At 54.4% G+C, this 13,213-nt stretch carries 19 protein-coding genes; all 19 read left to right on the top strand.

What is annotated here, in order from left to right:
- Positions 1-44: 44 nt before the first annotated feature.
- The 19 genes from CWE23_RS02685 to CWE23_RS02775 all read left to right on the top strand — a co-directional run bounded on the left by CWE23_RS02685 (position 45) and on the right by CWE23_RS02775 (position 13,188).
- Positions 45-596 (top strand): glycoside hydrolase family 108 protein, encoded by a 552-nt coding sequence (locus tag CWE23_RS02685; protein ID WP_198678795.1) that lies wholly within the window; start codon positions 45-47, stop codon positions 594-596.
- Positions 593-931 carry a hypothetical protein gene (locus CWE23_RS02690; protein ID WP_126819325.1) on the top strand — a complete coding sequence of 113 codons (339 nt, stop codon included), beginning with the start codon at positions 593-595 and terminating at the stop codon, positions 929-931. The genes CWE23_RS02685 and CWE23_RS02690 overlap by 4 nt, the downstream gene beginning before the upstream one ends.
- Complete coding sequence (locus CWE23_RS02695; protein ID WP_110012693.1) at positions 921-1,460, top strand: hypothetical protein; 540 nt, start codon at positions 921-923, stop codon at positions 1,458-1,460. Before CWE23_RS02690 ends, CWE23_RS02695 begins: the two co-directional genes overlap by 11 nt.
- Positions 1,447-1,668, top strand: coding sequence for a TraR/DksA C4-type zinc finger protein (locus CWE23_RS02700; RefSeq protein WP_126819327.1), 222 nt, complete (start codon positions 1,447-1,449; stop codon positions 1,666-1,668). The genes CWE23_RS02695 and CWE23_RS02700 overlap by 14 nt, the downstream gene beginning before the upstream one ends.
- Positions 1,668-1,985: a DUF2730 family protein gene (locus tag CWE23_RS02705; protein WP_241970564.1), complete on the top strand. Its 318-nt coding sequence runs from the start codon at positions 1,668-1,670 to the stop codon at positions 1,983-1,985. Before CWE23_RS02700 ends, CWE23_RS02705 begins: the two co-directional genes overlap by 1 nt.
- Positions 1,982-2,272 carry a VpaChn25_0724 family phage protein gene (locus tag CWE23_RS02710; protein ID WP_110012696.1) on the top strand — a complete coding sequence of 97 codons (291 nt, stop codon included), beginning with the start codon at positions 1,982-1,984 and terminating at the stop codon, positions 2,270-2,272. Before CWE23_RS02705 ends, CWE23_RS02710 begins: the two co-directional genes overlap by 4 nt.
- Position 2,273: 1 nt before the next feature.
- Positions 2,274-2,834, top strand: a complete 561-nt coding sequence (locus CWE23_RS02715; RefSeq protein ID WP_126819330.1) for a DUF3486 family protein — start codon at positions 2,274-2,276, stop codon at positions 2,832-2,834.
- Between the two features lie 18 nt (positions 2,835-2,852).
- Positions 2,853-4,484 carry a terminase large subunit domain-containing protein gene (locus CWE23_RS02720; protein ID WP_126819332.1) on the top strand — a complete coding sequence of 544 codons (1,632 nt, stop codon included), beginning with the start codon at positions 2,853-2,855 and terminating at the stop codon, positions 4,482-4,484.
- 9 nt (positions 4,485-4,493) lie between these two features.
- Positions 4,494-6,071: a DUF935 domain-containing protein gene (locus tag CWE23_RS02725; RefSeq protein WP_126819333.1), complete on the top strand. Its 1,578-nt coding sequence runs from the start codon at positions 4,494-4,496 to the stop codon at positions 6,069-6,071.
- Positions 6,071-7,501 carry a phage head morphogenesis protein gene (locus CWE23_RS02730; RefSeq protein WP_126819335.1) on the top strand — a complete coding sequence of 477 codons (1,431 nt, stop codon included), beginning with the start codon at positions 6,071-6,073 and terminating at the stop codon, positions 7,499-7,501. The genes CWE23_RS02725 and CWE23_RS02730 overlap by 1 nt, the downstream gene beginning before the upstream one ends.
- A complete protein-coding gene (locus tag CWE23_RS02735) occupies positions 7,498-7,695 on the top strand; it encodes a hypothetical protein (protein WP_126819337.1) in 198 nt (65 codons plus the stop codon). The genes CWE23_RS02730 and CWE23_RS02735 overlap by 4 nt, the downstream gene beginning before the upstream one ends.
- Complete coding sequence (locus CWE23_RS02740; RefSeq protein ID WP_126819339.1) at positions 7,695-8,132, top strand: phage virion morphogenesis protein; 438 nt, start codon at positions 7,695-7,697, stop codon at positions 8,130-8,132. Before CWE23_RS02735 ends, CWE23_RS02740 begins: the two co-directional genes overlap by 1 nt.
- A 276-nt stretch (positions 8,133-8,408) precedes the next feature.
- Complete coding sequence (locus CWE23_RS02745; RefSeq protein WP_157982898.1) at positions 8,409-9,575, top strand: phage protease; 1,167 nt, start codon at positions 8,409-8,411, stop codon at positions 9,573-9,575.
- Complete coding sequence (locus CWE23_RS02750; protein WP_126819342.1) at positions 9,575-9,973, top strand: hypothetical protein; 399 nt, start codon at positions 9,575-9,577, stop codon at positions 9,971-9,973. The genes CWE23_RS02745 and CWE23_RS02750 overlap by 1 nt, the downstream gene beginning before the upstream one ends.
- Positions 9,974-9,984: 11 nt before the next feature.
- The gene (locus CWE23_RS02755) at positions 9,985-10,863 is read left to right on the top strand and encodes a Mu-like prophage major head subunit gpT family protein (RefSeq protein WP_126819344.1); all 879 of its coding nucleotides are present in this window, start codon (positions 9,985-9,987) and stop codon (positions 10,861-10,863) included.
- Between the two features lie 75 nt (positions 10,864-10,938).
- Positions 10,939-11,400 (top strand): HI1506-related protein, encoded by a 462-nt coding sequence (locus CWE23_RS02760; RefSeq protein ID WP_126819345.1) that lies wholly within the window; start codon positions 10,939-10,941, stop codon positions 11,398-11,400.
- Between the two features lie 3 nt (positions 11,401-11,403).
- The gene (locus CWE23_RS02765) at positions 11,404-11,826 is read left to right on the top strand and encodes a gp436 family protein (protein WP_110012708.1); all 423 of its coding nucleotides are present in this window, start codon (positions 11,404-11,406) and stop codon (positions 11,824-11,826) included.
- Entirely contained in the window at positions 11,826-12,275 is a 450-nt protein-coding gene (locus CWE23_RS02770; protein WP_126819347.1) for a phage tail terminator protein, read from the top strand. Before CWE23_RS02765 ends, CWE23_RS02770 begins: the two co-directional genes overlap by 1 nt.
- On the top strand, positions 12,265-13,188 hold the full coding sequence (locus tag CWE23_RS02775) for a hypothetical protein (protein ID WP_126819349.1): 924 nt from the start codon (positions 12,265-12,267) through the stop codon (positions 13,186-13,188). Before CWE23_RS02770 ends, CWE23_RS02775 begins: the two co-directional genes overlap by 11 nt.
- Positions 13,189-13,213: the final 25 nt, after the last annotated feature.

Genomic DNA, 13,213 nt, shown 5'->3' on the forward strand with positions numbered 1-13,213 from the left:
GCTTTAATCCCCACGTTTGACCAATAGCCGCCACTATGGCGGCTATGAACAAAAAAACACTTTTCTCAGACCAAGACGCCGAGCTCCAGAAAACCTTTGAACTGGGGCTGGCCTTTGTATTTGAGGTTGAAGGCATTGAGTCCGACGACCCCGACGACAAGGGTGGCTTAACGCGTTTCGGCATCGCGCAAAACTACAACCCGGACGTGGACGTGGCCCGTATCACTCGCGACCAGGCCGAACTGCGCTACCTGACCAATTACTTCTATCCGGCCAGCTGCGAGGATTTACCGCGCCCTATCGCCATAGCGGTGTTTGATGCGTCGGTTAATCATGGCTCGATAACCGCCGTTAAGCTGCTCCAGTCAGCACTGCGTGTCAAAGCCGATGGACTCATTGGTCCGGTAACTATTGCCGCGATTGAGTCACGCAACCAGCAGCAATTGCTCATTGATTTTCTGTCGCATCGCGCGCTGAGGTATCACGAAATTGCCGCAGAAACGCCGTCGCAAACCAAGTTTATACGCGGCTGGATGCGCCGCTTATTCAAGCTTCAGCAATACCTTAATAACCTTTCAAAAGGGGTTCGGCAATGAATGGGCGCAAGATCCAATTGCCTGCCCCGACCTTTCCGACTACGGGGTTTCATGGCTTTAAGAAACGCTTTGTGGAGGGCTGGAACGAGCGCTTGATTGCTGAGTTTAACCATCGTTTAAACGGCACTGAAATCATCTTTAAAAATCCGTTTGGGCCGGTTCACTTAGCCGGAAGCTATGAAGCCGGCTGGTTCGCTGTGAGCGACATTGATATTGACCAAATGATGGTCATGAATGAGCGCACCGTCAGTAATGATGACGCTGGCCGCCGCCTGTTTAACCAAACCCGCCAACGTTTGTTTGGCAAACGCTATGGAGCATCTCATGTGGGATAAAGTAAAAGAGTTTATCGGCGGTGCGGCTCCGGTCGTTGGCTCACTGTTAGGTGGACCGGCGGGCGGTGCGACCGGCTCATTAATCGCCAGTTGGCTGGGTGTAGAAGACAGCCCGGAAAAGGTCTTAGAGAAGCTACAGACTGACCCGAAAGCCATGGTTGAGCTGAAGCGAATGGAAAGCGAAGAGCGCAAACAGTTGCGTGAGCTGGAGCACCAGGCGGCGATGGCCAAGTTAAAGGACCGGCAGCACCAACACGAGCAACAACAAGAAACCATTCGAAGCGGTGACAACGCCGAAGATGAGTACGTGCGCCGCACTCGCCCGAAGATTGCACGGCGGGCGTTTTACTTCGGCTTTGCCTATATCGCGTTGTTTGAGTTGCTGGCGGTGTTCGATAAAGGCGACGGTGCCAGCTGGGAAATTGCCGGCATGTTCTTAGCTCCGACGCTGGCTTATATGGGCTTCCGCACGCTCGATGGCTTCGGTAACAAATTTAAGTTTTTGGGTAAGAAGAATGGATCAGTTTGACCGCGCCCAGAAGCTGGAGCAAATGCATCGCGACAAGGCCATCAAGGCCGCGAAAAGACGACCGTCCGAGCAACCGATGTTTGTCGAGGGCATTCAGGTCTGCATTGATTGCCTGGACGACATTGACCCAGCGCGCCTTAAGCATATTCCCGATGCGGTGCGCTGTATAAGTTGCCAACAGGATTACGAACGGAGGAAGGGGCAGTGATGCAGTGGTTAGTGGACTTTGCGCCTTACATTATCGCGGCGCTTCAGATATTGGCGTTTCTGGGGTTCTTGGTGCTGTCCAAGCATTTCGCCTCACGTACTGCCCAGGAGAAAAACGAACACGAGCTGCAAAAGGTTAACTTGCGCCTGACTCGCGTAGAAGACGCGGTAGAGAAAGCGCCGAGCCATGGCGAAATCAGGCAGCTGGAGCGACAGCTCGGGCAAGTTAGTTCGGATATTAAGCGGTTGGAGCCGTCCATAAAACAGCTTAGCAACCACGTCGATATGCTGTTCGAAAAGGAGCTTAACAAGAAATGAGTTTGCGCCAAATTCGGGCGGAGAGCTTCCGCCTATCGATCTTAATTGCGTTGGTCAATGAGCCCAGTTACCGGATGAATGATAGCGAAATTCGCACGGTGTGTGCGCACTTTGGTAACTCGATGAGTAGCGACGAATGTCGGGGCAATCTGCACTGGCTGGAGACTCAGGGGCTGGTCACGTTGGACTCTCATACCGGCTACACCATTGCCAAGTTGACAACCCAGGGGCAGGACGTGGCCGAGGGCATCATTACATGGCCGGGCGTAAAACGCCGGAGAGCCTGACATGAGTAAAAAAACACGCGGCAAACCCAGCAAAGTGGATCAGTTACCGGGGCAAATTAAAGAGCGCCTGGACAAACTGTTGCGCGACGGCCGGCTGACTCAGGCGGACATTCTTGAGCAGGTCAATCAGGCCATTGATGCGTCAGGCCTGCCGGATGAGCTCAAGCTGTCTCGCTCGGGCTTAAACCGCTACGCCACCTCGATGGAGACTGTGGGTCAACGCATTCGAGAAGCGCGCGCCGTTTCTGACCAGTGGATAGCCAAGCTCGGTACCGAGCCCTCCGGCGAAGTGTCACAACTGCTTATTGAGATGGTGCGAACGCTCGCCTTTGACCAGGTGTTGAAGATGAGCGACAGCGGTGAAGCGGTCGAACCGAAGATGTTAAAAGACCTTTCACACGCCATTGAACGGCTGGAAAAAGCCGCCGTTGAGTCAACTAAGCGCGAGCTTGAATTGCGCAAACGCATGGCTGAAGACGTTGAGAATGACTTGCGCGGTGTGGATGGCATGTCGGAAGAGCTGGAAGACCGAATTCGCGGCATTCTGCTGGGCCGGGAATAACCATGACAGGATATAGCGATGGCTAAAATGAAGGTGCGGCCAACGGCACCACCGCGCAAGATAGACTTGCGCGAAGAGTGCCAACTGGCCGGGGTGGATGCCCATGACAGCGACTTGCGACTTTCACCGGCCAAACAGCCGGTGTTACTGCCTTATCAGGCGCGCTGGATGGAAGATGACGCCAACATTAAGATTGCCGAAAAGTCGCGCCGGACAGGTATCACCTGGGCGGAGGCCAGCGATAACGTATTAACCGCGTCAAAGCCTAAGCACCGCGGCGGCGGCAATGCCTTCTATGTCGGCTCAAAAAAGGAAATGGCGCTGGAGTACATTGCCGCCTGTTCGTTGTTTGCCAAAGCTTACAACCAGCTCGCTCAAGCCGATGTGTATGAGCAGCCATTCTGGGATGAAGGCAAACAGGAAGAAATACTCAGTTATATGATCCGCTTCCCGAACAGCGGATTTAAGATCCAGGCACTCAGTTCGCGTCCCTCGAACCTTCGTGGTTTGCAGGGTGATGTGATCATTGATGAAGCCGCATTCCATGAGTCCCTGGACGAGCTGTTAAAAGCGGCCATGGCGTTAACTATGTGGGGCAACCGCATCCGCATCATATCGACCCATAACGGCGTTGATAACCTGTTTAACCAGTACATTAACGATGCCCGGGCGGGCAAAAAGGACTATTCGGTCCACACCATTACCCTGGATGATGCTATTGAGGAAGGGCTTTATAAACGCATCTGCTTTGTGACCGGCCAGGAATGGTCTTTAGAGAAGCAACAAAAGTGGCGCGATGACCTCTATAAGAACGCCCCGGATGAAGCCTCGGCCAATGAAGAGTATGGCTGCGTGCCCAAGCAGTCAGGCGGTCACTACATTAAGCGGGTACTGATAGAAAACGCCATGGTGCGCGACCGCTCCATCCCGATTGTGACGCTACAAGCCCCGAAAGACTTTGAGTTGCGCACCGAGGAAGCTCGCAATCTCTTTATTGATATGTGGTGCGAAACACACCTGCTGCCGCTGCTGGAGCAATTAAACCCACTAAACCAGCACGTCTTTGGTGAGGACTTTGCCCGTCGCGGCGATATGTCGGTATTTTTGCCGCTGGAAATAAAGCCGGACTTGTCCAAACGCACTCCGTTTGTTGTGGAGCTATCCAAGCTGACCTATGACGGCCAGCGCCAGATCATGTTTTACATTTTAGAGCGCCTGCCCCGCCTGCGCGCCATGGCGTTTGATGCAACCGGTAACGGCGGTTATCTGGCCGAGGCGGCGGCGCTGAAGTACGGCGTCGAAATGGTGGACCAGGTCATGCTAAACGACAACTGGTACCGCGAGTGGATGCCGAAGCTAAAAGCCTCATTTGAAGACGGCATGTATGAGTTGCCGCGTCATCAGAACGTCCTGGATGACTTTGCCAAGGTTCAGGTTAAAAACGGCGTTCCCAAAATTGATAAAGGCAGCGACAAACAGTCTGACGGCACTCAGCGCCACGGTGACTTTGCGGTTGCCTTGGCGATGGCCGAGCGCGCCAGTTGGATGGACGGCTCGCCGATTGAGTTCGAGGCGCTGCCGGCGAAACGCAGTGAGTGGGATGATGACGATGATGTCGATGTTTACGAGCCGTTCGACGGTGCATGGTAGGAGAGCCTTATGAAACCAAGAGTAAAAGTTTATAACGGCGATAAGATTGATTTAACCGCTCTTCAAGAGGCGCAAACAGAGCGCTCTGAAGTTGCGCACTTATTGCAGCACTTTAGCAACCACCCATCACGTGGACTGACCCCGACCAAGCTGGCCGCCATACTAAATGACGCCGAGCTGGGTAATATCGTGGCCCAGTGCGAATTGGCTGAAGACATGGAAGAAAAAGACGCCCACATCTTTAGTGAGCTGCAAAAACGTAAGCGCGCCATGCTGGGCGTAGACTGGACCATTGAACCACCCAAGGACGCCAGCAAAGCCGAAAAACGTGACGCCGAGATGATCACCGAATGGCTTGAAGACGGCGACTTCCTCGATGACCTGATCCTGAATATGGGTGATGCTATCACCAAAGGCTTCAGCGCCACTGAAATGAAGTGGCAATACGAGCAGAAGCTATGGACACCCGAACTTGAGTGGCGTGACCCAGCCTGGTTTAAAACCCATACGCTCTATCGCAATGAGCTGCGACTGCGTGATCACACGCCGGAAGGTGCGGCACTCGAACCGCTCAACTGGATAGTGCACCGCCACCAGGCTAAAAGCGGTTACGTTGCCCGTACCGGTCTGGTGCGTGTACTGGCCTGGCCGTTCCTGTTTAAGAACTACTCCGTGCGTGACTTGGCCGAGTTTCTTGAGATTTACGGTCTGCCGCTGCGCCTGGGCAAATACCCGACCGGAGCCACCCGCGATGAAAAAAGCACCCTGCTGCGGGCGGTGATGTCGATTGGCCATAATGCCGGCGGCATCATTCCCAAAGGCATGGAAATCGAATTTAAAGACGCGGCCAAAGGCTCATCCGATCCATACAAAACCATGATCACCTGGGCGGAGCAATCGCAGTCCAAAGCAATCCTTGGTGGTACACTGACCTCGCAGGCCGACGGCAAGACCTCGACCAATGCGCTCGGCAACGTGCACAACGAAGTGCGCCAGGAGCTGCGTGACTCGGATGTTAAGCAAATTGGCCGCACACTGACCTCACAGCTCATCATGCCGTTTTATATGCTGAACGGCACCAGCTTTACCAGTGAGCATCGCCGCCTGCGCTTTAAGTTCGACACCAAAGACGCCGAGGATTTAAAAAGCTTCAGCGAGTCGGTACCGAAACTGGTGGGCATGGGGATGCGTATTTCTAAGCAGTGGGCGCATGAGAAAACCAACATTCCCGAAGCCAAAGACGATGACGACTTGCTGGTTGTCTCCAATAGCAAATCATTGGTACCACCGGCAGAGCCCGAGCCAAAAGCCGCGAATCGGCGCATTGTATCATTGCGTCGTGAGAGCGATATTGACGATGACGCGACCGATGATTTTATCAGCCAGCTGCAACAGCGCATGGCTCCCATGCTGGAGAATATGACCGACGAAGTGCGTCAGCTCGTTGAGCAGGCCGAGTCCCTGGAAGAGCTTCAGGACGCACTGGCGGAGCTTGATATTGACAGCGAGCAAATGGGCAACCTGATAGCACAGTCAATGCTGGCCGCAGAGCTGGCCGGTCGCTCGGATGTGGAGGACGGTGAGTAATGCCGAGCGCTCAGTACGGCTCCCTGCCGTTTGAAGAGGCGATAAAGTACTTCCGGCAAAAGCTCAACGTGCCAACGGAGCGCTGGGCCGATGTCTGGGCTAAAGCGCACGACCGTGCCTTTATGGTCGCCGGCGCAATGAAAGATGATTTGCTCAATGACTTTCGCATGGCCGTGGATGATGCCATTGCAAACGGCCGGTCAATTAGCTGGTTTAAACGTGAGTTCAAAAGCATTGTGGCACGTCATGGCTGGTCGCATACCGGCAACGCGAACTGGCGCTCCCGGGTTATCTATGAGACCAACGTCCGGCAGAGTTACAACGCGGGCCGCTACGCTCAGTTGCAGCGCTTCCCTTTCTGGGAGTATCGCCACGGTGATTCCATTGTTCCGCGCCCGTTGCATTTGTCCTGGGACCGTTTGGTATTGCCAAAAGACGATCCCTGGTGGGCGAAGCACTTCCCGACCAACGGCTATGGTTGCAAGTGCAAAGTTTATGGCCGCTCTGAAAACGAAATGCAGCGCCGTGGCCTGACACCAGGCAACGCCCCCAATGACGGCACGTATGAGTGGACCGACACGGTCACGGGTGAGGTCTTTGAGATGCCGCGCGGCATTGACCCGGGCTTTGACTACGCGCCCGGCTCAGGTGTTGAAACCCGCTCATTGGCACAGGTGGCCGAGCGCAAAGCCAAAATCTATGAGCCGCCCGAGCGGGTGGTACCGGATTTATTTTCGACCGCCAGAGGCGTCACCAACGATACCTTTAACGCGATATGGCAGCGCGCTCCGGATGAGCTGAAACCCTCGGTTGATACGCTCAGCCGGTTTATGGCCGTGCACCCGACCAAGACACTCTTTATTAAGCAGACCGAAATTGGCACCAACAATAAAGCCTCGCGCAACATCCAGGAGGACGTGGCCGCTTATCTTGGCCTCGATGCCCGCGACCGCCAGTGGACGTATGGGCGCGCAACCCGTGCTGCTGGTTATACAGCAGTGCCCTGGGACTTCACTGTCGTAAAGGTGAAAGCCGATACGCGCTTCTCTAACGTCGATTTAACGCGCATTCAAACCGAGTTAAAAACGCTTTTGGACGAGCGGCGCGACGGCAAGCTCGAATGGTCAATGTCTCGCCGTTTGCGGCAGAAAGGCTATAATGATGAAGGCGTGTTAATTACCTGGCTGCATGAGCTTGGTCATCAAATTCACTTTTGGGGCGGCCAGGCTAACTGGAATCCGCGCATTCGTGGCACAGTCATTACTCGTTACGGCGGCACCAATGCTGAAGAGTTCTTTGCCGAGCACTTTGTGATGTGGTTTTTTGCCCGCGACGAGCTGCGCCGATGGTCGGTCGATTTGGCCGACTGGATAGAAGAGCAGATAGACAGTGCCATGACATCAACGCAAAAAGGAAACTGGAAACGATGAGTAAAGGTGTCGTAGAGACCGCACAAGAGATCGTTAATCAATCGCCGACCATTGAGAACGCGCGGCGGTTAAACCGGCTCATTCGTGCGGCCAAAGGTGAAGAGAAAGACTTTATTTATGACTTGGTCGAGTCGTTTCTGATGCAGGTGGAAGAGCCCGGCCAGCGCGACGCACTGCTCAAGGAGATAGACTAATGGCCGGTGCACGCGTTGTTGTCGATGGCAGTACCGCCATTATTAAACAGGCGCTTGATGCGCTGCGCAAGCAAGGGACCGACTTAACCGAGCCCAATGCCGAGATTGGCGAGTACCTGATTGAGTCGCACCAGGATCGTTTTGACCGTGCCGAATCGCCGGACGGTGATGCCTGGGCCCCGCTGTCTGATGATTACAAGAAACGTTCAAAGCGTCCCAGCGACATACTCATAGAAGACGGCACGTTAAAAGGGACACTCAACTACAACGCTTCCAAAGAGCAACTGCTGTTCGGTACGCCGATGGAATACGGTGCGGCCCACCACTTTGGTTACGAGAAACGAAATTTACCCGCCCGCCCCTGGCTCGGATTATCCGATGAGGATGAAAACGTCGTTATCGCGATTTTTCGGGCGCACCTCTCAGAAGCATTTTAAGCGCCTTAAATGATTTATCCGCTACGATGGTTCAAAGTCACCCCTGAAAATGCCGTGGCGGAAAATTTAAACGGGTTTTAAACGGGGTCATGGTGTTTTGCGCGGGTGTGATTTTCCACCCGCGCGTAATAACCCACAACTTTTGATTGAAAACTGACCCGTTGTTCAGGATAGTAATAGCGCCTGGTCAACCCCCGACCACCACAGCTACCCTCTCAAAAAGTAGCAAAACACTTTAATCCCAACCTCACCCCGAGTGTCGCCAATATGGGCGGCATGAAAACGAAAAAGCACCCAAACCCAATTGTCGCTCTGACGACCCGCCGCCCGGACAGTGATGTGTCTGGCATGGCCGTTATGAGCACCATCATTACGCTCGCCGGTTCCGGCAAGCGTCGCGTCCAGTTGTTGCCTGACGGTGAGTTCCGCGCTAAAGACGGCCGTCCGTTCGATGCCCCGCACTGGGTAATGAACCAGGACGTGGCCGACCGTTTGATTAGCAAGGTTTCTGCCCGCGCTAACGATCTGCATTTTGACTACGAGCACCAGACCCTGAACTCCGAAGCCAACGGCAAAGAAGCGCCGGCGGCGGGCTGGTTCCGTGAGCTCGAATACGTGCCTGGTGAAGGACTGTTCGCGCTGGAGCCGCGCTGGACAGCCAAAGCCAAAGCTTACATCGATAACGAAGAATACCGCTATGTGTCGGCTGTGTTCGCCTACGACAAAGAGACCGGCGAAGTCACCGACCTGTATCACGCTGCGCTGACCAACGACCCCGGTTTAGACGGCATGAAGTCGCTGGCGGCCATGAAGCACTTTACCCCTACGCCCGAGTCCTCGGGCATTCAACCACAACAGGAAGATAGTCCGATGAACGAAGCACTGAAACTGCTGCTGACGACGTTAGGCATCGACTTTGAGGATAAAGACCTCGAAGACAAAGCCGCCTGTAAAAAGCTCGCCGACAAGGCTGATGAGGCAATTGCTGCATTGAAGGCAAAAGCCGAGGCCTCGGATGAGCTGACGACAGAAGTCGCAGCACTGAAACAACAGCAGGCCGATCCGGCCAAGTACGTTCCGATTGAAGTGGCTAACGAGTTGCGCACGCAAATCGCTGCCCTCAAAAGCGGCGGTGATGAAGCAGCGATTGCTGCTTTGATTGACACGGCGCGCTCGGAAGGTCGTTTACTGGCCTCGGAAGAAGCCTGGGCGAAACAGCTGGCTGAAAAGCACGGCGTTGAAGCGCTCAAATCGAACCTTGAATCACGCCCGTCGGTTGCGGCGCTTACGCGTGACAACAAGGACAAGGCATCCGGCAAAGACGATAAGACGGTCACTAAGCCTGATGGAGAAGAAACCGAGTTAACAGCGGACGAGTTGGCGGTTTGTAAAGCCTGCAATATCGACCCTGAAGACTACAAGAAACAGCGAGGTGGTCAGTAATGCCATTAACGAATGACCGCGATACACATCGCTCAGACCTGACGCTGGTCACCGACCCGGTGGCAGCATCCACCCGCATTTTTGGCGGCTCGATTGTGATGCTGGACAGCTCCGGCAACGCCGTGCCGGGTGCGACAGCAACCGACCTCGTGGCTCGGGGCATTAGCCAGGAGCACGTGGACAACTCTGCCGGCAGTGCCGGCGAAAAGAACGTCCGCTCGCGCCGGGGTGTTTTCTGCCTGACGAATGACGGCAGCGTGACCCGCACGGATATTGGTGGCCAGGCATACGTAGTCGATGACGAAACTGTGGCAAACAGTGACGGCACCGGCACCCGCTCGGCCTTGGGCAAAATCATTGACGTGGACACCAAAGGTGTCTGGGTCGAAATCGCTTAAGGGGCGTTGTAATGATTGTTAATAAACAGAACCTGAGCACGCTTTACGTTGCGATTAAAACTGCGTTTAACAAGGGTTTAAAAAGCAACGAAGTGCTATGGAGCCGCGTGGCGACGGAAGTCCCATCGAGCACCAAAGAAGAAAGCTACAAGTGGCTGGGTCAGTTCCCGCGCCTGCAAAAGTGGATTGGTGACCGTGTCATCAAAAACTTAAAAGCGCACAGCTACTCAATCACTAACGAGAAATTCGAGTCAACCGTCGCTATTCCGCGCGACGACATCGAAGACGATACCTACGGCGTGTTCACCCCGTTGTTTGAAGAGATGGGTTATTCCGCACTGACACACCCAGATGAGCTGGTGTTTGGTCTGTTGGCCAAAGGCTTTGATGAGCTGTGTTACGACGGCCAGAACTTCTTCGACACGGATCACAAAGTCGGTGATACCTCAGTCAGTAACATGCAAGCCGGCAGCGGTGTGCCATGGTTCCTGCTCGACACCAACCGTCCGTTAAAACCGATCATCTTCCAGAAGCGTCGCGATTATGACTTGAAGGCGCGTCAGGATGATACCTCGGAAGCGGTCTGGTCGCGGGATGAGTTTGAGTACGGCGTCGATGCGCGGGTTAACGCAGGCTTTGGCTTGTGGCAGTTGGCCTTTGGCTCGAAAGCTGACCTCACTAGTGCCAACTTCGATACCGCCATGGAATCCATGATGGGCTTGAAGTCAGACGAAGGTCGTCCGCTGGGTGTCCGTCCTAACTTGTTAGTCGTTGGCCCGAAGAACCGCGCCAAGGCGAATCGGGTGATCGAAGTGATGAACGAAGAAGGCGGCGCGAGTAACCCGAACTACAAAGCCGTTGAAGTGTTAGTGGTTAGCTGGCTCGACTAGACGATTGAGCTGATGTTCTCCCTGGAGCCGCCTGTGCAGTAACGGCGGGCGGCTTTTTTCAACCGAGGAAAGACGATGTCTAAGAGTAAATTAATTACAGCCATTGCTATGGTCGCCGCCCATGACGGTTACCGCCGTGCCGGCATTGACCTGGTCAAAGGCGAAAACAAGCTGGAAGTGACCGAAGCACAGTTTGCGCAGCTCGATGCTGACCCGCGCATTTCCGTGCAGCGTGTGGCCGAAAGCAAATCATCAACCAGTCAAAGCACCGGAGGCGATAAAAAAGAGCCGACGAAAGTGACCTTTGATGCCGAAGCGCCGGACGAGCTGGACTTATCTAAGTTCGAGCCGGAAGGTTTGGCGCATTACGTGGCCGCTATTCACGCTCAACACAAAGCCGGCAAGCTGGAGCTTAATGCCGACGGTAAACCGAGCGTGGGTGACTTAGCGGTGGAAGTGGACGGTAAAACGGTCAAGCCAAGCGCAACCGACCGCGACACTGTTTGGGAAGGCTACAAAGCGTTAATTGGAGCCTAAGCGATGAGTTATTGCTTAGTGACTGACCTTGTGGCGCGTTTTGGTGAACGTGAGCTGATGGCGCTGACGGACCGCGACGGGACAGGCTCTGTCTCCGATGTGGTTGCTCAACATGCAGTCGATGACGCCTCGGCGCTCATTGATGGTTATTTGCATGGCCGTTATAACCTGCCCCTGAATCCGGTTCCCAGTGTGCTGACCTCGCTGTGTGCAGATATAGCCCGCTATAAGCTGTACGACAACGATGCGCCTGAGGTCGTCACTAAGCGATACGACACCGCGATTGCCTTTTTAAAATCGGTGGGTCGTGGCGAGGTGACGCTTGGCGTCAACACGGACAATAGCGCCCCAAGCTCGACCGACCTGCCGGATATTCAGTCAGGTGGCAATGTGTTTAACCGCGACAAATCAAAAGGCTTTATCTGATGATGCGCGAGTTGATTGAGCAGCGACTGAAAGCACTCACGCTGGATGGCCAGCCGGTGTTTCAGCATATCGAGTCCGCCACAAATCTCGACTCGGTCATCAAAAATAACCGTATTGCGGCGGACACAGCCTTCGTTATTCCGATGACGGACCGGGGCGCAGCTGACCAGCTGAACACTTATCAATTTCAGCAGCCCATTACGACCGGCGTCGGTGTAGTGATTGCCTGTCGCAGCATTAACGATCGCCTGGGCAGTGATGCCATTGAGCGCATGGAGTCGCTGAAAGTTCACGTTCGCCGGCATCTTTTAGGCTGGGAGCCAAGCGAAACTTATGAGGCCTTGCTGTTTGACCAGGGCCGCATTGTGTCATTTAGCAAAACAGCGGCCTTTTGGTTAGAGCAGTACCGCAGCCGCTTCACATTCAGAGGACAAGACCATGTCTCGTAAGACGAAAAAACGCCTGTTGCTGGCCGCGCTACAAGATGGCGGCGGTTACGGCGAAGATCACATTATCGACAATGCGGTGACACCCAAAGCCATGCAGACAATGGATTTGGAAGTCACGCCGATTGAAGCGACGGAAGTGGACCGTGAGTTCGACAACGGTCGCCCGGGCAATAACAAGTTTCTGGTCGTGGGTAAGCACTGCAAAGTGACGTTCTCAGTTGAGCTGACCGGCGGCAGCGACCCGATTACGCCGGCCAATTACACAACGGTGCTTCAGGCCTGCGGCTTTAGTGAGACCGTCGGTACCACCGAAGTGACGTACGAGCGTATTGACGACAACACCGAGAAAGACGTGACGCTTCACGCCTATATCGATGGTGTGAATCACAAAGTGTTGGGCGCGCAAGGCACCTATAAATACATCGCCAAAATTGGCGAAGTGCCCAAGATTGAGTTTGAGTTCACCGGTCTGTTTGGTGGCTTAGCGGGTGAAAGTATCCCGGAAGCTGACTTTAGCGGCTGGCAAATTCCGGCCACGGTCGGTGCTAAGCACACCACCATGACGCTGGACAGCACTGAGTTGTCAATGCACGAATTTGAGCTCGACGGTAAGAACGAAGTCATTTACAGCGAAAACACCAAGTCTGAGCAGGTATACATCACCGACTGGAAGCAAGACGGCAAGATTGTGTTTGAAGCGCCCGCACACGCCGACTTTGATCCAACCTCTATCTATGTTGCCGGGGCCACCATGCCACTGACACTGGTGCACGGTACAGTCGCTGGCAACATCGTCACCATCGCCAGTGCGGCCATCCAGTTAGGTAAGCCAACCTACGGCGATAAAGACGGTGTACTGACGTTCGACTGCCCGTTCCGGGTTATTCAAGATGAAACGCTGGTGACCGCGTAGTCACCGGCTAACAGGGAGAAATAGA

It is taken from the genome of Idiomarina aquatica, assembly GCF_003987185.1.
GTDB lineage: Bacteria > Pseudomonadota > Gammaproteobacteria > Enterobacterales > Alteromonadaceae > Idiomarina > Idiomarina aquatica.

What these genes read in the sequence shown, in the direction of transcription:
- CWE23_RS02725 (WP_126819333.1), top strand. Translation starts at nt 4,494, where the DNA reads ATGAAACCAAGAGTAAAAGTTTATAACGGCGATAAGATTGATTTAACC.
- CWE23_RS02730 (WP_126819335.1), top strand. Translation starts at nt 6,071, where the DNA reads ATGCCGAGCGCTCAGTACGGCTCCCTGCCGTTTGAAGAGGCGATAAAG.
- CWE23_RS02775 (WP_126819349.1), top strand. Translation starts at nt 12,265, where the DNA reads ATGTCTCGTAAGACGAAAAAACGCCTGTTGCTGGCCGCGCTACAAGAT.
- CWE23_RS02700 (WP_126819327.1), top strand. Translation starts at nt 1,447, where the DNA reads ATGGATCAGTTTGACCGCGCCCAGAAGCTGGAGCAAATGCATCGCGAC.
- CWE23_RS02745 (WP_157982898.1), top strand. Translation starts at nt 8,409, where the DNA reads ATGAAAACGAAAAAGCACCCAAACCCAATTGTCGCTCTGACGACCCGC.
- CWE23_RS02735 (WP_126819337.1), top strand. Translation starts at nt 7,498, where the DNA reads ATGAGTAAAGGTGTCGTAGAGACCGCACAAGAGATCGTTAATCAATCG.
- CWE23_RS02715 (WP_126819330.1), top strand. Translation starts at nt 2,274, where the DNA reads ATGAGTAAAAAAACACGCGGCAAACCCAGCAAAGTGGATCAGTTACCG.
- CWE23_RS02720 (WP_126819332.1), top strand. Translation starts at nt 2,853, where the DNA reads ATGGCTAAAATGAAGGTGCGGCCAACGGCACCACCGCGCAAGATAGAC.
- CWE23_RS02695 (WP_110012693.1), top strand. Translation starts at nt 921, where the DNA reads ATGTGGGATAAAGTAAAAGAGTTTATCGGCGGTGCGGCTCCGGTCGTT.
- CWE23_RS02690 (WP_126819325.1), top strand. Translation starts at nt 593, where the DNA reads ATGAATGGGCGCAAGATCCAATTGCCTGCCCCGACCTTTCCGACTACG.
- CWE23_RS02740 (WP_126819339.1), top strand. Translation starts at nt 7,695, where the DNA reads ATGGCCGGTGCACGCGTTGTTGTCGATGGCAGTACCGCCATTATTAAA.
- CWE23_RS02710 (WP_110012696.1), top strand. Translation starts at nt 1,982, where the DNA reads ATGAGTTTGCGCCAAATTCGGGCGGAGAGCTTCCGCCTATCGATCTTA.
- CWE23_RS02755 (WP_126819344.1), top strand. Translation starts at nt 9,985, where the DNA reads ATGATTGTTAATAAACAGAACCTGAGCACGCTTTACGTTGCGATTAAA.
- CWE23_RS02685 (WP_198678795.1), top strand. Translation starts at nt 45, where the DNA reads ATGAACAAAAAAACACTTTTCTCAGACCAAGACGCCGAGCTCCAGAAA.
- CWE23_RS02750 (WP_126819342.1), top strand. Translation starts at nt 9,575, where the DNA reads ATGCCATTAACGAATGACCGCGATACACATCGCTCAGACCTGACGCTG.
- CWE23_RS02760 (WP_126819345.1), top strand. Translation starts at nt 10,939, where the DNA reads ATGTCTAAGAGTAAATTAATTACAGCCATTGCTATGGTCGCCGCCCAT.
- CWE23_RS02765 (WP_110012708.1), top strand. Translation starts at nt 11,404, where the DNA reads ATGAGTTATTGCTTAGTGACTGACCTTGTGGCGCGTTTTGGTGAACGT.
- CWE23_RS02705 (WP_241970564.1), top strand. Translation starts at nt 1,668, where the DNA reads ATGCAGTGGTTAGTGGACTTTGCGCCTTACATTATCGCGGCGCTTCAG.
- CWE23_RS02770 (WP_126819347.1), top strand. Translation starts at nt 11,826, where the DNA reads ATGATGCGCGAGTTGATTGAGCAGCGACTGAAAGCACTCACGCTGGAT.